The organism is Companilactobacillus sp. FL22-1, from assembly GCF_043951805.1.
In the GTDB taxonomy this organism is placed as follows: domain Bacteria; phylum Bacillota; class Bacilli; order Lactobacillales; family Lactobacillaceae; genus Companilactobacillus.
Window position 1 is genome coordinate 67,164 of sequence record NZ_JBINJY010000009.1, and the last position, 16,511, is coordinate 83,674.

Consider the following 16,511-nt stretch of genomic DNA (forward strand, 5'->3'; position numbering starts at 1 on the left):
TATTATTATGACAGAGAAAATGACAGAAAAAGAAAAACTGGTCATGGAAGCACTGGAAGATGTGATCGACCCGGAACTAGGAATTGACCTAGTTAATTTAGGGTTGATCTATGGTGTAAAAGTTGAAGGAAACAAGGCAACTGTAACCATGACCTTGACGACAATGGGTTGTCCCTTGAGTGACATGTTAGATGATGCGATCAAAGAGGCCAGTGAATCAGTCGATGGTATCGATAAGTGTGTAGTGGAACTAGTGTGGTATCCAGTCTGGGATATTTCAATGATGAGCCGGTATGCGAGAATCTCATTAGGAATACCGGGAAACTTAGGCAATTAAAAAAGCACTGCGTTTATTCGAAAACTCGAGTAAATACAGTGCTTTTGCTTTGATTAGCTTTTAGCCATATTTTCAAAACGGCTCATCAATAAACCTAAGATGATTCCAATCAAGAATAAAACTAGGCCAATGGTCCAATCGATCAACGAGGTATTTTGATAGGATATACCACCATTGATATAAGGATTAGGTACCAAAATTAAAATCGTACTAGCGATGACGATACCAAGGATAAAATGGTATACCCGTGAGTGATGATGGCGGATAATACTTTCCATAGCTTTGGAAAAGGTCAAAACGGTAATCGCTCCACCAATGGCGATTGGTAAAAAGACTCCCAAGTCAAAGTTCTTAAAGCCTTTTAACATTGGTCCATATAACCCAATAATCAGAAGAAGGTTGGAAGAACTTAATCCGGGCACTAATACTCCTAAAGCAATCAGAGCCCCAGCAACGATAAAACCGAAGAAATTGGCAGGAATTGTGCCTAAGATCTCACTAATGAAGAATAAGAATATTCCGCCACCAATCAGCATGGAGAAGAACCAAAGCAGATCGATTCGGTCTCGTTTAGTCCGTGAAGTTGATTCAATTACCAAGGTTGGCAAGGTTCCAAAGATGATCCCGGCAAAAGCCCAGAGAACAACCATTTGGTGATTCTCTAATAAATATTCTAAAGGATTTGATAATAGGCCGATACCGACGATTCCACCGATACCAATAGGAACGAAGTAGAGAAAATCTCGTCTGAAGTTGTCGCGGACATGAGCCATAAAGGTCAGCATCCGTTCATAAACTCCTAAAATTGCGGCTAAAGCGCCCCCAGAAACCCCCGGAAGAATGAATCCTAAAGCGATGATCACACCCTTAAAAAAGCGAATGATAAAGTTATCTCGTTTTGTTTTCATAGGTCCTCTTTATTAATATAATTTTATTCACAATATCAAATTAAAATTGTTATAGCAAATAAAAGTCATCGTTCAAAGAATTTATTTGTTGGTAATGATTGTAATTTATTCTTGATCTTTGAAATCTTCCAATTCAATCGACTTTTCAGTCCATTCTTCTTCAATCTGATCTTGTTTAGCCGAGACTTCATCCAACTCTTTTTGCAGATCAGCTAATTTACTGTACGAAGTGATATTTTCTTCTTTAGTCATTTCGGCCTGAATAGCTTTAGTTTTATCTTCTAGTTCAGTTAATTGTTGTTCCAAATCGTCAACTTGTCGACGCAACTTCCGTTCTTGTTTTTGTTGCTCTTTTGATTGTTGATACTCAATTTTTTTCTCACTAACGTTGTTGGAAGCTTGAGCTGTTTGAGTTGGAGCAGCTTGTTCAGTCGTTTTTTCCAGATAATAATCATAATCACCCAGATAAATTGTACTGCCGTGAGGGCTAATATCGACGATCCTGTTGGCTAAAGTGTTCAAGAGGTAACGATCATGTGAAACGAAGAGGACGGTGCCAGGGAAGCTCTTTAAGGCATCTTCAAGCACTTCCTTGCTATCAATATCTAAGTGGTTAGTTGGCTCATCCATAATCAAGAAATTATTGTTTTCCATCGACAACTTAGTGAGCGTCAAACGTGCTTTTTCACCACCAGATAGTCCCGCGACAGGTTTCAAGACATCGTCGCCACTGAATAGAAAGGCACCTAATTTATTGCGGATAACTTGTTCATCGAGACGTGGGTATTGATCCCAGATTTCGTGCAACACGTCTTTTTTAGGATCTAGGCCCTTCAAATTTTGATCGTAGTAACCGACTTGAACGTTGGCGCCGAATTGGCTAGTACCCTTGATTAAAGGTATCTTATTCAAAATTGATTTGAGAAAAGTTGACTTGCCGATTCCGTTAGGACCAATGATACCAACTCGTTCACCTTTTTTTACATCCAGATTGATTGGCTCAGACATGATCTGATCATCATAGCCAATGGCTGCATCTTTAACCAAAAGCACGTCATTACCACTTTCTTTATCGATATTGAATGAGAAGTGGACTGAGCCTTGGTCACTGCCAGGTTTTTCCAAAACATCCATATGTTCCAACTTTTTACGACGACTTTGAGCCATCTTAGTAGTTGATGCACGAACGATATTTTTTTGAATGTACTCTTCGGCCTTCTTGATTTCAGCCTGTTGCTCTTCATAATGTTTCCAAGCAATGTCTTGATTCTTTTTCTTTTCTTGCAGGTAGAAACTATAATTGCCGGAATAGTGAGTTGAGGAATGCTGATTGATCTCGACGATCTCATTGGCGACCTTATCTAAGAAGTACTGGTCATGAGAGACGATGACTAGAGCACCTCGATAGCCCTTTAAATAATTTTCTAGCCATTCAACCGTGTTGATATCCAAATGGTTGGTCGGTTCATCCAAGAGTAAGATATCGTGGTGTTCCAAGAGCATTTTAGCCATCGCTAAACGTGACCTTTCACCACCAGAAAGCGTCGAGACTTTATTTTGCCAAACTTCTTCCTCAAAACCGAAGCCCTTTAGGACACTGCGGATTTCTGATTGATAACCGTAACCATTTTCTTGGCGAAAAGTATTTTGTAGTTGATCATATTGTTTTAAGATATCTTCGTAATCATCAGCATTAGGATCAGCTAATTTTTCTTCAAGTGCGTGCATCCTTTTTTCTTGTTCTTTGAGGTAGTCAAATACCTTTTCCAATTCTAAGAAAATTTGATTATCGCTGTTCAGACCTGAATCCTGTGCTAAATAGCCAATATTGGTGTCTTTTTTCAACGCAATATTGCCGCTGTTATAACTTTCTTGATCTGAAATGATCTTCAGCAAAGTAGATTTTCCAACGCCGTTACGTCCAACTAAACCGATTCGGCTATTGTCTTGGATTTCAAAACTGACATTGGAAAAAAGTTTTTTGGTACCAAAATTTTTCGTAATGTTCTGTGCTTGTAATAAAATCAAAATATAACTCCTTTATGTCTTCACAATTTTATCATTAATTAATAATTTGTGCCTTTATAGGTTTAACGTATTGCGTTTTTTTGGATTTTTATTTACTATAAATGTTAGTGAAATGACACACATATGGTGGTAAATTATGACAAAAACAACAGTTCCAAACGCAACAATAAAGCGTTTACCAATTTATTATCGTTACTTTCAATTTCTCAAGGATGAAGGCACAAAAAAAATCTCCTCTGGCGAATTATCAGAAGGGGTCAAGATAGATAGTGCTACAATTAGACGTGACTTCTCATATCTAGGTGCACTTGGGAAACGTGGCTACGGTTACGATGTAAACGATTTAGTGGCTTTCTTTAAGAAGCTCTTGAATCAAGATAAACGAACCAACGTCGCATTAGTGGGAGTTGGTAATTTAGGTAACGCCTTACTAAATTATAACTTTTCTCGGACTAATAATGTGCGAATTGCGGCAGCTTTTGATATCAATAAGGAAATTGTCGGTACAGTTAAGAGTGGCGTACCAGTTTACTATATTAGCGAACTGAAAGAACAACTTAACTTGCAACAGATCGATGTCTGCATTTTGACAGTTTCATCTAACGCTGCCCAAACGACCGCTGATCAGTTAGCCGAGGCTGGCGTTCGCGGTATCTTAAACTTTACACCGGTTATTATCAATGTACCAAGTAGTATCCGCGTTCATTATGTCGATTTGGCAAATGAATTGCAGACGTTGATCTTCTTCTTAGACCGTGATAAGTCAATGACAGAAGAAACAAATTAAAATCCTTTGGGGGGAATTATAATGAGTGAACCATTATTCTTGAAACCTGTCTTCCACGAAAAAATCTGGGGTGGCAGAAAATTAGCAACTAAGTTTGGCTATGATATTCCTGATGGCACGATTGGTGAATGTTGGGCAATTTCTGGACATCCACATGGTAGATCACAAGTCGAAAATGGCGAATTTGCTGGACAATATGTTGATGACCTTTGGAAAAATCACAGCGAATTATTTGGTAATCCAGAAGGCAAAGTTTTTCCTTTGTTAACTAAGATCTTAGATGCTGAAGCCAGTCTTTCAGTTCAAGTTCATCCAGACAATGCCTATGCAGCTGAGCATGAACATGAATTAGGTAAGACAGAATGCTGGTATATCATCGATGCTGAGCCTAATTCATATTTGATCTATGGTCACAATGCTAAGAATAAAGCTGAACTTGACCAAATGATCGAATCAGGCGATTGGGATCATCTTTTGAGAAAAGTCCCAGTTAAGGCGGGCGAATTCTACTATGTACCAAGTGGAACGGTTCATGCCTTAAATAAGGGGATCATGGTCTTAGAAACCCAACAAAGCAGTGATACAACATATCGTTTGTATGACTATGATCGGGTTGATAAGACTACTGGAAAGAAACGTGATCTACATATCAAACAATCTGAGGATACTATTACCGTGCCTCATAAAGATCCTCAACTTGATATTGAATCCAAACAAGTCGGCCAAAACAAGTTCACAACCTTTGTTCAACCACCAATTTCACCATTCTTCTCAGTTTATCACTGGGAGATCAAAGAACCTGTTGAGCTTCACCATCAAATTGGCAAATACACTTTGATCTCAGTTCTAAATGGTACTGGTAAGATTACAGTTGATGGCCAAGATTATGATTTGAAGAAGGGTATCCACTTGATTGTTCCAGCCACAGTTGATGCTTGGACTTTGTCAGGTGACTTGGATATCATCGCTTCAGAATCTGGCGAAAAGTAAACTCAATTTTAAGAAAAAAACTAAAAATCGTTCATCAATACAGAATAGCGGAAAAATAAATCCGTATATTCTGTATTTTTTTAATGAAAATTTAAGCAAAAGTAGAACTATCTTGGTAAAGACTATTTATTTAGTTCGTACATTTTAATAAAATAAAAAAATATTTAATTTGGAACCGTTAACAATTCCCCATTCTTTAAAAAGTCATCTATAATTAAAATTAAGATTTCAAAAAAGGGGACTTAAAATTGCAGAAACAACGATTTTTTCGAGTCAGTTTAGGGTGGCAAATTATTATTGGCCTGATCTTGGGAATTGTCTTAGGACAAATTTTTTATCAAAATAAAGCCGCCATTCAAGTAATGCAGAACATTGGGACTATGTTTATCTCAATGATTCAAATGATTGTTTTGCCAATTGTTATCTCCTGTTTGACCGTGGGTATTGCCAATATGGGCGATATCAAAAAATTAGGTCGGATCGGTTTAAAGACTTTAGTTTATTTTGAGATTATGACAACATTAGCGATCATTATTGGTATTTTAGTTGCTAATGTTACGCATCCTGGTACATATATTGATATTCACAGCCTAAAAGGTTCGGATATTAGTCAATATGCTGCTACTGCCAAAACAGCTAAACATTCGGGAATTTGGTCGATTCTCATGAGTATTATCCCAACCAATATTTTTGCATCACTCGGTAAGGGTGACATGTTACCAATTATTTTCTTCTCAGTTCTGTTTGGATTAGGAACAGCTTCAATCGGCAAGCAAGGTCAAATTATCACCGATACGCTGAATGCCGTTGCCAATGTTATGTTTAAAGTTACTAACTGGGTAATGCGTTTAGCACCGATTGGTGTCTGTGCTTTGATTGGAGTTACAGTTGGAGAAATGGGCTTCAATTCTTTGAAACCTTTGGCACTTTTTATCGTGATAGCTTACGCAACGATGGCATTCTTTGTCTTTGTGATAATGGCTGCCGTAGGACACTTATTCCACGTAAGATTTTATGAATTATTTAGGATCATCGAAAATGAAGTTATGTTAGCTTTTACTACTGCCAGTTCGGAAGCTGCTTTACCAAAGATGATGAAAAAGATGCAAGACTATGGATCATCAAAGGGAATCGTATCTTTCGTTATTCCGACCGGATATACTTTTAATTTAGATGGTTCTGCTATCTATCAATCTTTAGCCGCTTTATTCTTAGCTCAAGCGTATAATATTCACCTTTCTTTAGGGCAACAAATTACCCTTGTGGTGGTATTGATGTTAACATCTAAGGGGATGGCCGGAGTTCCTGGAGCATCGTTTGTTGTACTCCTAGCCACAGTATCGACTATCGGTGTACCAATGCAAGGTTTGACCTTCATTGCGGGTATCGACCGTCTCGTAGATATGGGACGTACTGCCGTTAACGTTGTCGGAAATTCACTTGCGACCGTCATTATTGCCAAAAGTGAGAAGGAATTTGACGAAGAAAAACGTGCCAAGTACGTTGCAGCTTATACACGTGGGGACTGATGAGAAAACTCCGTGTAGTTAGAAACAATTTAAACACACACAAAAAGCCCGCCGAGAAAAATCGGTAGGCTTTTTTTTAGATGATCTGCAAAGTTAAAACAATTGCATTCATAACGATATGGCTGCCGGCACTGATATAAATATTTTGAGATTTGTAGTAAACATATGAGAACCAAAGTCCCATACAGACATATACTAAGAACCGAGTGTCTTGATGCATAAAAGCAAAGAGAAACGCAGCGATAATCGCAGCAACGTAAATATTAGTTGGTTTGATCAAGTTAGCAAAGAAGACGCGCCGGAAGATGATCTCCTCCATGATAGGGGCGGCAATCATAACGTAAAGAAAGTAATATGGATAAGCTTTGACCATCAATAACAAGTTGAGCGTATTTTGTGATTCTGTACTGACGTGAAAAATTAATTTATCCGCAAAGCCAATTCCAAATTGAACGACCAATGCCCCCAAGGTTCCGATAATTATCCATTGGAGAGCATGATTCAGGTCAGTTTTTTTCTCAAACTCTAATGGACCACTTTGTTTGACCAAATACATCATGATTCCAGTAACGACCAAAGCCGCAACGGTGATTGTGGCAAAATATGCTGTGCCAGTTATTTTGAGGATCGATAAAAAACTACCAACTGACAGCAACAAAATATAGGCCAGCAATGTGAAAAACTGATTTGTACGATAGGACATAATTTCCTCCATTTTTTTAAAGGTAAATACTTGCAACTTCACAATATAATGTTAATATAAAACTTGTGATTAGCACAACAGATAGTTGAGTGCTAAAAAAACATTAAGGTAATATATTGGAGGTATTTAAATTGTTAAAACCACTTGGAGATAGAGTCATTGTAACAGTCGATAAAGAAGAAGAAAAGACAGTCGGTGGCATTGTTTTAGCAAACAACGCTAAAGAAAAGCCTCAAACAGCAGAGGTTGTTGCCGTTGGTGAAGGCTTAGTTGCTGATAATGGTACTAAGTTGCCAATGAACGTTAAAAAGGGTGACAAAGTTCTTTTTGACAAGTACTCAGGCTCAACAGTTAAATACGAAGATAACGAATATTTGATCCTTCATGAAAAAGATATCATGGCAATCGTTGATTAATCGAAATTAAACAAGAAAAAATATATTTTAAATTATGGAGTGTGAAAATTAATGGCTAAAGAAATTAAATTTTCAGAAGATGCACGTTCAAAGATGCTAGATGGTGTTAACAAACTAGCTGACACAGTTAAGACAACAATCGGACCTAAAGGTAGAAACGTTGTTCTTGAAAAGAGCTATGGTTCACCAGAAATCACAAATGATGGTGTAACAATCGCTAAGAGTATTGAATTGGAAGACCACTTCGAAAACATGGGTGCTAAGTTAGTTTCCGAAGTAGCTTCAAAGACTAACGATATTGCTGGTGACGGTACTACTACAGCTACTGTTTTAACACAAGCAATCGTTAAAGAAGGTATGAAGAACGTTACAGCCGGTGCTAACCCTGTTGGTATCAGAACAGGTATCGAAAAGGCTACAAACGCCGCTGTTGACGAACTTCACAATATTTCACACAAAGTTTCAGGTAAGAAAGATATTGCTCAAGTAGCTTCAGTTTCTTCAGCTGACCCAGAAGTTGGTAATTTGATTGCCGACGCTATGGAAAAAGTTGGTAACGATGGTGTTATCACAATTGAAGAATCAAAAGGTATTGATACAACACTTGACGTTGTTGAAGGTATGCAATTCGATCGTGGATACATTTCACAATACATGGTTACAGACAACGATAAGATGGAAGCTGACCTTGATAACCCTTATATCTTGATTACTGACAAGAAGATTTCAAATATCCAAGATATCTTGCCATTGCTACAAAAGATTGTTCAACAAGGTAAAGCACTTTTGATCATTGCTGATGATATTGAAGGTGAAGCTTTGCCAACACTTGTATTGAACAAGATTCGTGGTACTTTCAACGTTGTTGCTGTTAAGGCTCCTGGTTTTGGTGACCGTCGTAAGGCTCAACTAGAAGATATCGCTACATTGACTGGTGGTACAGTTATTACTTCTGATCTTGGCCTTGAACTAAAAGACACAACTATGGACCAATTAGGTCAAGCTGGTAAAGTTACAGTTACAAAGGACAACACAACTATTGTTGAAGGTTCTGGTGACAAAGATGCTATCAGTGAACGTGTTGAATTGATCAAGAAACAAATCAGTGAAACAACTTCAGACTTTGACAAAGAAAAGCTTCAAGAACGTCTAGCTAAATTAGCTGGTGGTGTGGCCGTTGTTAAAGTTGGTGCTGCTACTGAAACGGAATTGAAAGAACGTAAGTACAGAATTGAAGATGCCCTAAACGCTACACGTGCCGCTGTTGAAGAAGGCTACGTTGCTGGTGGTGGTACAGCTTTGATGAACGTTTTGGACAAGGTTAACGCTCTTAGCGAAGAAGGAGACGTTCAAACAGGTATCAACATCGTTGCCCGTGCTCTTGAAGAACCACTTCGCCAAATCGCTGAAAATGCCGGTATGGAAGGTTCAGTTATCGTTGAACATATCAAGAATGAAAAGAACGAAATTGGTTACAATGCCGCTACGAACAAGTGGGAAAACATGGTTGATGCCGGAATCATTGACCCAACTAAGGTTACACGTTCAGCCTTACAAAACGCAGCCAGTGTTGCTTCATTATTGTTGACAACTGAAGCTGTTGTTGCTGACAAACCTGACGAAAATGCACCTGCTGCACCTGCTGCTAACCCAGCTGCTGGTGGTATGGGCGGAATGATGTAATTCGTTCCCTTTAAAATAAATATCAATAGTAAAGAGCAGTCGATAAAATCCAGATTGGAAATTATCGACTGCTCTTTTAGTTTTTTATACAACCAGATGGTTCATTTCTGAAAGCATTTGGTAGGTTGCCTGAAATACAGGGCAAACATCATTAGGTATGGCAAAGTTATTTGTGACATCAGTTAAGCGATTGAAGTCAGCGGTTAAGTTTTCATCGCCGTGAGCAATTTTTTGTTCGATGTTGACGAAGATATCTCTCACTTCGAAGACTTCCGGATGATTCTTACCATGAGCTCGAGTGATTGCTGATGTAAATGTATCCAATTGATCTTTGTTTTCGGTTAAGTAATCTTTGATTTGTGACATGTCCTTTACCTCGCTTTTAATTGATAAACTGAGTATAAAGTAACTTGGAGAGTTATTAATTGATTAATATCAAGTATGTTCAATCTTTTAGCGATTGGCGAAAAATGATTTTGGAATCATTGTTATCTAAAATAGTTTCGATTTCTACTTGGTCGATATAAGTAGAGAAGGTTAATTCTTTGATTGCTAAATTAGCGAGTATTTGGGCACTTTGAAGTGGATCAACTTTTCCCAAGGTGATGTGAGGGATGTATTTTAAGTCAGTCTGTAAAAATGGTTTCAAATTATCATCTTGATAGAGTAAGTCATGTAATTTAATTAAACGTTCTTGACCGTGACTAGCCTCCAACCAGATATAACCATTGCCATCAGAACCTAACTTGTCAAAAGTAACTGGAAATGATTTTGTGCCTTTTATTCGTTGAGTTACGATTTGAGCGAGGTCTTCATTAGTTAAATTACTTTCAAGAGGAAAGACTAACGTGATATGGGGATGAATATTTTCGGATAACGGATCAAATTGCTGTCTGACTTTTTGAATTGCTTCGTAGTTATACATTTCGGGGAAAATTAAAATTGAGCGCATGCGATTGCCACCTTTAACTTAAATTATCTTTCTATTATATCTAAATTGGCATTTTTATATTTCCAATCGAGCTTTGAAAAGTATAAAATTATACTTTAGCAAACAATTATTAGAAGAGAGAATTATTAATGGATAGGATTGCCTTTGGTCGAAAGATCAATAATGTACCAATGATAGTTAGTTTAGCTATCGGATTAATAATAGGAATCGTAGTGTTCATATTTACCAAATTAATGCTCTTAGCCGTGATTTTAGGTGCTGCAGCAGTAGTTATCGTGGCGTCGCTGTATGCACGTAGTATGGTCGATTATTACGGATATTGGGATATCAATGAGGAAGAGATCCGTAGTTTCAATTATCAAAATTATAGCGTTAGATTGCAGTCAGTTTTATTCCCCTTTAGTGAGAGTCAGGAAAGCTTCAAATTAACTGATATTAAAAGCGCAACAGTGGTTGTGGGTCAGGAGATGAATGCGCCGGCTAATATTCTTGGCGGATCGTTCAATGCTCCAACTAAAATTATGTTTCATTTACCAACACCTTATTATTTAGATGTATCTTTGCAGGATGGACGAGAGGCTTATCTTGACCTTTCTGCTGATTGGGATGATAGTGAGACGATTGAATATGTCATCAACTTGATTTCTTCTGAAGCTGAAATTAATGTTGATATGGTGAAACAGGCAAACTAAAAATTGGTTTACACTTTATCGTGTTGGTAGATTATTTTATCGACACGTTTTTTTTTACCACAAAGTTACGATCGAAGTTCAAAACATAATTGAATAAAAAATATAGTAGGTACAATTACTTAACAGCCAAGAAAAGTAAGGGGGGTACCAGCTCTGTACAATATTTTTTTAAAGAATCAATAGAAAAAGCAAGTTACTAAAGCGTGGTCATTTTGAGTTTAAGAGTCGAAGACATTTTTTATATGAATTCAATTTATAAGGGCGAAAAAAAAGAATCATATCAATTAAGGCATGATTCTTAGAAATGGTTCTCATCAACACGATTTGATTTAGGCCCTTTTATTTTTAAAGCGAGTCAGCAATCCCCCATGTAATTGTACCATTGTACTGTCCCGCACTAGTTCCAGCTGGAACTAGTAATTTCCATTTACCAGTATCGATATATTGGGTTAAATCTTCTTGATTAACCGAGCCTGAGAAACCATCAGATTTAATTGGAATACCAGTAGTGGAAATTGGAGTCCAATTTTCTTCATAGTTATTTCTGTTTTGATTGAAATATAGAGCATCGTTATTAGTTTGAACAAGTTTCTGTATGATATCACCATTGGAATCATGGGTAGCTATAGCCGCACTGCCATCATTGTCATAACCTACAGTGATTTGGAATGGTGTGTCACTGGTATGAGTGACCACTAACCTACCGTTAGTTTTTATGTTTGATAACATTCTTTTTGGCCCATCCGAATTGATACTACCAAAATCAATGGATGACGGAAAATCGTCAATTGACATAGTTGGTGCAGTTTCAGTGATATTTAACACTGCAGCCTTTGATTCATAATTATTGTATGATAAGCCAGAACTAGTTTTGATATTGTCTAGGACCGCAATATTAGAAAAGGTTGTTTTTTTGACACTCGTGACTGTAGCTTGAAAATCGATGGTAATAGGAGAACTATATGAGCTTAAATTGAATGATAATGAACTTGGAGTTTGAGTAACAATACCGTTATTAGTTACTTTAATTGATCCATCATTTAATTTAAGACTTTCTGGCAAAGTATCACTAAAGGTGGCACTCTTTAAACTATCAGTACCAGTATTTGAGAGTTGAATTCTGTAATCAATAACATCGCCTTTTTTAGCAGTAGCTGCAGTAGTAAAAGAACCATTAGGATTAGTTGTGTTATTACGTAAAGTTTTTATAAACTTTGGAACGTAAGTAGAAGAAGCAATTGGAATCTTAACGCTATCGGTATAATTTCTATTATTATCAACATTAGTTCCATTAGTATTCTTATTGTTACCGGTGAAAGTTGCGGTGTTGGTCAAAGCGCCATTGGTCAAATTGCTGAGAGCATCTAGGGTAACTGTAGCATCGAAAGTTACTGTATATGTCCCTTTATCATGGATTATCGCATTTGGGGTAATATTCAACTGACTTGTTGAATCGTTAATAAATGAACCAGAAGGACCATCTTTCATAATATCATGCTGATTATCACCCGAACCTGTAGTTCCAGAGAAGTAAGTTGAACTAAATTTAACAGAACTTGTATCTAACTGTAGTCCAGCGGGTAAATTATCAACTAGATTATTAAAAGACCAATTTGAATTTAAGCCTTGATTATTGACCTTTAGTTTAAAGTGAAGGGTATCACCAACATGATTGAGTCCATTTTGTTGTTTGGTATTGGTATAAGTTTTACTTACAACTGGTATAGCATATGGAGAAATCGTTGAACCTATGGTTGATGAAAAATGCATAGTTTCTCCGGACGCCATACCATTTACAGCTGGCCATCTTAAAAGGTAGGCGGAATTTTGTTTTCCATTCTCATCAACAACTGGGAAGATTGCACTGTTAGCAGAAGTTTGACCATAAAGCAAAGGAGTACCAGCTACTTTATCGGTATCACCATTTTTATCCGGATCATCAGGATCATGATCTCCGACTTTCAGGGTAGGATGGGAAATAAATCCGCCACCTGATGATTTAGATTGTTTACCTTTTTCATACCATCTATAAGGATTGGCAAAAGCTAATCCCATAAAATCTTTGAATCCATCCGCTACATTATTAGTAACAAATAGCTTTGATTTAATGCCATTACTGGATGCGGAACTATTTATGTATAATCCTTGTCCACCACCAATAGCGTATAATGGTACATCGTCACCATTAGTGAAATCTGTAGGGTTTTGAACATTGTCATAGATTGAACTGTCAGAAGTCATTGCAGTATCTTCACCAAAGAAAGTTTGAAACTGAGTAGTTTTAGAATTATCAGCTTTATATACATAAAGTTCTCTTTGAACTATTGGGGCGCCAGTAGCAGAGGGGCGTAAAAGAACCTCTGCATAGACCCCTTGCTTTTGTAAATAGCCACCTATTTTCAATACTCTGCGACCATTTTCTGTACCGGAGAATAAAACCTTAGGACTTAAGTTGAGCAATACTGAACTTGAAATATATGAATCTGATTGCCCATAGGGGAGGCTAAAGTCTATTGAAGTGTCAGATGCTCTTTCAGGATTTGAAGAAATGTAGGAATTTTTACCTTGATGTACGATACTATAATATTTACCGTTATAATTTATGAAAACATTTATTTTTGAATAATAACTATATCCAGCACCATAACCAGAATTTAGGTTGGTATTGGTTGTAGTGACGGTTGGGTCACCACTCATAACATTACCGGAACTGTCACGCGCTGATCCAAAAGTATAGTCCAATGAGACATTGTCACTGATAGGGATAGATCCAATTATATTTTTATAAACAGGGCTCCAGTTAGTTACGCCGTCATCAACGTAATAACCGAGGTTATTAATAACATCACTCTCCGAAACAGCTTTAACGGTAAGTGAATTATTATTAAAAACTAGGAAACAAAATAATGCTATAAAAAATATACCAAAGAATTTTTGGATACATTTGTAAGAGTTCAACATTTAATACTCCTCCCCCCTAGAAATATAAAATGATGCTAAATATTCAATTAACAAGTATATTATACCTCATAACAAATAAAATAATGTATCGATAATTAATTGTTTTTTTATCTAAAATTGAACATAATATTCCCAATAAGATTCAGAGAGGTATAGAATCGAGAAATTATCACAATTGCACAGGTATCGAGTTTTTTTCGAATAAGAATACTTATCATCTGCTATTACGATGAGATAGGCTTGTTGAAGCCAGCAAAGATTAACTCAGATAATAATTACCGATGTTATTCAACTGAATAATTTGAACGGACAAATGTGCAAATTGCTCAGGTTGGGGATGCAGATGCTATCATTTTGAATTGATTTGGTATGGTATTACGGATGGATCTAACCAAGTATGCTACCGAAACAAGAGTAACTGTACAAATGAGTAATAATTTTTTTGACCCTCTAGTAGTTTGAGAGTTTATAATTTTTAATTAACAACATAATTTTAAATATGGAGGATCTTATGATAGGTACATTTTTTAATGTGGGAATGATTTTAATTGGGAGTTTTTTAGGAAGCTATTTTAAAAAAGGTATCAAAGCAGAATATAATGCCATTTTGACACAGGCCCTGGGACTTGTTGCTATAGCCGTTGGTATAAATGCGGTCGTTCAATATATGCCTAAAAGTCACTATCCCGTATTGTTTATTGTTAGTCTGGCCGTGGGAGGACTGTTTGGTCAGTGGCTTGATCTGGAAAAACATTTTGATAATTTAGTTGCGAAGTTTTCTAAACCTTCTGCAAATGGAGAAGCAAATTTAGCTGAAGGGTTAGCAACTGCCGTCTTGTTGTATTGTATTGGTTCATTGTCGATCTTAGGGCCGATTCAAGCAGCCTTGAATAAGGACTACACTTTTTTGTTCACTAATGGGATGCTCGATGGAATTACTTCAATCGTGTTGGCCTCAACGTTTGGTTTTGGAATGGCTCTAGCAGCAATCGCAGTATTTGCTTGGCAAGGTAGTATTTATTTGATAGCTATGTTGTTACAAAATTCAATCAATAACAACATGATCACGGAATTGACGATTGTCGGTGGAATTTTGATTTTTGCCTCAGGATTAGGACTGTTGAATATTAAGAAAATCAAAGTTTTGAATTTGTTGCCGGCTTTGTTGGTACCTATTGTGGCGATTGCAGTTATAGGGTTGTTTTAAGAAAAGAATTGTATAAATTTAAGCCACTCACGTTGCAGAAACTCGACGGAGTGGCTTTTCTTATGTCTAAATAAGCAATTTATAATATATACTAAGGAGTATAGCTTCGAAATTTGTTTTAGAAAGAGTGGACGAATGAAAAAGTACAGTGCCGGAATGGTGTCGCATTCTTTTTGGCAAGATGAATTTTCTCAATATATTGATTTGTTAAATAATGGCTTAACCGCTGATGAAATAAGAAATAAGAGTATTAATGATAACTATTTTCATCAAACAAGTGAAGCCAGATCGAGGGACTTGAACAATGTTTTAAAAAGAAGAATTGCAAAATTAGATTCGAGTTATATTGAAATTTATCCTTCATTACTGTTGGCTGACAAGAAGCTAATCAATTTAATGTCGATTCTTAAATTGAACCCGCTATTCGAAGATTTTATGTACGAAACATATCGAGATGAATTAATTGTAGGGGATGCAAAACTCTATGATTATGAAGTTGCTGGATTTTTCAATCGCAAGCAGCAAGAAAGTGTACAAATAGCAAATTGGACCGATCAAACAATTAAAAGATTGACCGGGATTTTTAAAACATTTATTCGTGAAGCCGATCTAATGAAAGATCAAGGTGAATATGATGAAGTGATCCGTCCAATCATGGATTATCGATTGGAAGATTTAATGACGTCTAATAATGACAATAAGATATTAGCCATCTTTTTAGGGAGATAAAAATGAGCTCAACAGTAACCAAGTTAGAACATTTACGAAATAAGTTAAAAAATAAGGATTTTCAACATAGTCAAGGACTATCAAATGAAGTGTCTTATTATATATTGGCATATGATCCTAAAGATTATCCAATCTTGCGTAGGGAGATCGATAGTATTGAACGAGATTATAACGTGGAAACTATCGGCCATGAGATTAAAGAATTTAATCTTTATCGCATTATGTGGGAATTACTTGAAAAGAGAGGTATTAAAGAAGCTGTTTTTAAAATGGAAAAAGATGACGGAATTGAATATCTCTCTGAACAAATAAATAATGTTTTGAGAATGACTAGTTCTGACAATGAGCTAGTTAAGTATATTAAGGAACAAATAAATGCTGATACAATAGTCTTTTTGACGGGAATAGGTCAAATCTATCCATTAATAAGGGCACATAAAATATTAAATACTATGCATCAAATTATTTCAGATGTACCTGTGGTATTATTTTACCCAGGAAAATATGATAGTTTGAGTTTGAGTATGTTTGGAGAACTAAAAGAAGACAACTATTATCGTGCATTTCAAATAAATTAGGGGAAAATAAT

The 16,511-nt window shown here is 36.5% G+C and carries 16 protein-coding genes; 10 read left to right on the plus strand and 6 right to left on the minus strand.

Annotated features, from left to right (window positions below):
- Positions 1-7: 7 nt before the first annotated feature.
- Positions 8-337, plus strand: coding sequence for a metal-sulfur cluster assembly factor (locus ACG72T_RS08790; protein WP_395265836.1), 330 nt, complete (start codon positions 8-10; stop codon positions 335-337).
- A 53-nt stretch (positions 338-390) separates the two neighbouring features.
- On the opposite strand, the gene ACG72T_RS08795 is transcribed toward ACG72T_RS08790, so the two are convergent.
- Together ACG72T_RS08795 and ACG72T_RS08800 are read right to left on the minus strand one after the other, a co-directional pair.
- On the minus strand, positions 391-1,245 hold the full coding sequence (locus ACG72T_RS08795) for a DUF368 domain-containing protein (RefSeq protein WP_395265837.1): 855 nt from the start codon (positions 1,243-1,245) through the stop codon (positions 391-393).
- Between the two features lie 105 nt (positions 1,246-1,350).
- Entirely contained in the window at positions 1,351-3,273 is a 1,923-nt protein-coding gene (locus ACG72T_RS08800; RefSeq protein WP_395265838.1) for an ABC-F family ATP-binding cassette domain-containing protein, read from the minus strand.
- Positions 3,274-3,409: 136 nt separating this feature from the next.
- On the opposite strand from ACG72T_RS08800, the gene ACG72T_RS08805 reads away from it, so the two are divergent.
- From ACG72T_RS08805 to ACG72T_RS08815, 3 genes are all read left to right on the plus strand, one after another.
- Positions 3,410-4,060 (plus strand): redox-sensing transcriptional repressor Rex, encoded by a 651-nt coding sequence (locus ACG72T_RS08805; protein ID WP_395265839.1) that lies wholly within the window; start codon positions 3,410-3,412, stop codon positions 4,058-4,060.
- Between the two features lie 21 nt (positions 4,061-4,081).
- Entirely contained in the window at positions 4,082-5,050 is a 969-nt protein-coding gene (gene manA, locus ACG72T_RS08810; RefSeq protein ID WP_395265840.1) for a mannose-6-phosphate isomerase, class I, read from the plus strand.
- 248 nt (positions 5,051-5,298) lie between these two features.
- Entirely contained in the window at positions 5,299-6,579 is a 1,281-nt protein-coding gene (locus ACG72T_RS08815) for a cation:dicarboxylate symporter family transporter (RefSeq protein ID WP_395265841.1), read from the plus strand.
- A gap of 76 nt (positions 6,580-6,655) precedes the next feature.
- Here the strand turns inward: ACG72T_RS08815 and ACG72T_RS08820 are convergent, their stop codons facing one another.
- On the minus strand, positions 6,656-7,282 hold the full coding sequence (locus ACG72T_RS08820; RefSeq protein WP_395265842.1) for a lysostaphin resistance A-like protein: 627 nt from the start codon (positions 7,280-7,282) through the stop codon (positions 6,656-6,658).
- A 131-nt stretch (positions 7,283-7,413) separates the two neighbouring features.
- Here ACG72T_RS08820 and groES point away from each other — a divergent pair, with 131 nt between their 5' ends.
- Positions 7,414-7,698: a co-chaperone GroES gene (gene groES, locus ACG72T_RS08825; protein ID WP_395265843.1), complete on the plus strand. Its 285-nt coding sequence runs from the start codon at positions 7,414-7,416 to the stop codon at positions 7,696-7,698.
- 51 nt (positions 7,699-7,749) lie between these two features.
- The gene (gene groL / locus ACG72T_RS08830) at positions 7,750-9,381 is read left to right on the plus strand and encodes a chaperonin GroEL (RefSeq protein ID WP_395265844.1); all 1,632 of its coding nucleotides are present in this window, start codon (positions 7,750-7,752) and stop codon (positions 9,379-9,381) included.
- A gap of 84 nt (positions 9,382-9,465) precedes the next feature.
- On the opposite strand, the gene ACG72T_RS08835 is transcribed toward groL, so the two are convergent.
- Together ACG72T_RS08835 and ACG72T_RS08840 are read right to left on the minus strand one after the other, a co-directional pair.
- A complete protein-coding gene (locus tag ACG72T_RS08835) occupies positions 9,466-9,747 on the minus strand; it encodes an iron-sulfur cluster repair di-iron protein, ric (RefSeq protein WP_395265845.1) in 282 nt (93 codons plus the stop codon).
- A gap of 79 nt (positions 9,748-9,826) precedes the next feature.
- On the minus strand, positions 9,827-10,333 hold the full coding sequence (locus tag ACG72T_RS08840) for a 2'-5' RNA ligase family protein (protein ID WP_395265846.1): 507 nt from the start codon (positions 10,331-10,333) through the stop codon (positions 9,827-9,829).
- Between the two features lie 128 nt (positions 10,334-10,461).
- On the opposite strand from ACG72T_RS08840, the gene ACG72T_RS08845 reads away from it, so the two are divergent.
- Positions 10,462-11,025 carry a hypothetical protein gene (locus ACG72T_RS08845; protein WP_395265847.1) on the plus strand — a complete coding sequence of 188 codons (564 nt, stop codon included), beginning with the start codon at positions 10,462-10,464 and terminating at the stop codon, positions 11,023-11,025.
- A 345-nt stretch (positions 11,026-11,370) separates the two neighbouring features.
- Here ACG72T_RS08845 and ACG72T_RS08850 read toward each other — a convergent pair whose 3' ends face one another.
- Positions 11,371-13,986 carry an isopeptide-forming domain-containing fimbrial protein gene (locus ACG72T_RS08850; RefSeq protein ID WP_395265848.1) on the minus strand — a complete coding sequence of 872 codons (2,616 nt, stop codon included), beginning with the start codon at positions 13,984-13,986 and terminating at the stop codon, positions 11,371-11,373.
- Positions 13,987-14,497: 511 nt separating this feature from the next.
- Here ACG72T_RS08850 and ACG72T_RS08855 point away from each other — a divergent pair.
- From ACG72T_RS08855 to ACG72T_RS08865, 3 genes are all read left to right on the plus strand, one after another.
- The gene (locus ACG72T_RS08855; protein WP_395265849.1) at positions 14,498-15,193 is read left to right on the plus strand and encodes a DUF554 domain-containing protein; all 696 of its coding nucleotides are present in this window, start codon (positions 14,498-14,500) and stop codon (positions 15,191-15,193) included.
- A 135-nt stretch (positions 15,194-15,328) separates the two neighbouring features.
- A complete protein-coding gene (locus tag ACG72T_RS08860) occupies positions 15,329-15,922 on the plus strand; it encodes a DUF1819 family protein (protein ID WP_395265850.1) in 594 nt (197 codons plus the stop codon).
- A gap of 2 nt (positions 15,923-15,924) precedes the next feature.
- Positions 15,925-16,500 (plus strand): DUF1788 domain-containing protein, encoded by a 576-nt coding sequence (locus ACG72T_RS08865; RefSeq protein ID WP_395265851.1) that lies wholly within the window; start codon positions 15,925-15,927, stop codon positions 16,498-16,500.
- Positions 16,501-16,511 lie beyond the last annotated feature (11 nt).

What these genes read in the sequence shown, in the direction of transcription:
- ACG72T_RS08795 (WP_395265837.1), bottom strand. Translation starts at nt 1,245, where the DNA reads ATGAAAACAAAACGAGATAACTTTATCATTCGCTTTTTTAAGGGTGTG.
- ACG72T_RS08860 (WP_395265850.1), top strand. Translation starts at nt 15,329, where the DNA reads ATGAAAAAGTACAGTGCCGGAATGGTGTCGCATTCTTTTTGGCAAGAT.
- ACG72T_RS08835 (WP_395265845.1), bottom strand. Translation starts at nt 9,747, where the DNA reads ATGTCACAAATCAAAGATTACTTAACCGAAAACAAAGATCAATTGGAT.
- ACG72T_RS08820 (WP_395265842.1), bottom strand. Translation starts at nt 7,282, where the DNA reads ATGTCCTATCGTACAAATCAGTTTTTCACATTGCTGGCCTATATTTTG.
- ACG72T_RS08850 (WP_395265848.1), bottom strand. Translation starts at nt 13,986, where the DNA reads ATGTTGAACTCTTACAAATGTATCCAAAAATTCTTTGGTATATTTTTT.
- manA (WP_395265840.1), top strand. Translation starts at nt 4,082, where the DNA reads ATGAGTGAACCATTATTCTTGAAACCTGTCTTCCACGAAAAAATCTGG.
- groL (WP_395265844.1), top strand. Translation starts at nt 7,750, where the DNA reads ATGGCTAAAGAAATTAAATTTTCAGAAGATGCACGTTCAAAGATGCTA.
- ACG72T_RS08790 (WP_395265836.1), top strand. Translation starts at nt 8, where the DNA reads ATGACAGAGAAAATGACAGAAAAAGAAAAACTGGTCATGGAAGCACTG.
- ACG72T_RS08865 (WP_395265851.1), top strand. Translation starts at nt 15,925, where the DNA reads ATGAGCTCAACAGTAACCAAGTTAGAACATTTACGAAATAAGTTAAAA.
- ACG72T_RS08845 (WP_395265847.1), top strand. Translation starts at nt 10,462, where the DNA reads ATGGATAGGATTGCCTTTGGTCGAAAGATCAATAATGTACCAATGATA.
- ACG72T_RS08805 (WP_395265839.1), top strand. Translation starts at nt 3,410, where the DNA reads ATGACAAAAACAACAGTTCCAAACGCAACAATAAAGCGTTTACCAATT.
- ACG72T_RS08855 (WP_395265849.1), top strand. Translation starts at nt 14,498, where the DNA reads ATGATAGGTACATTTTTTAATGTGGGAATGATTTTAATTGGGAGTTTT.
- ACG72T_RS08840 (WP_395265846.1), bottom strand. Translation starts at nt 10,333, where the DNA reads ATGCGCTCAATTTTAATTTTCCCCGAAATGTATAACTACGAAGCAATT.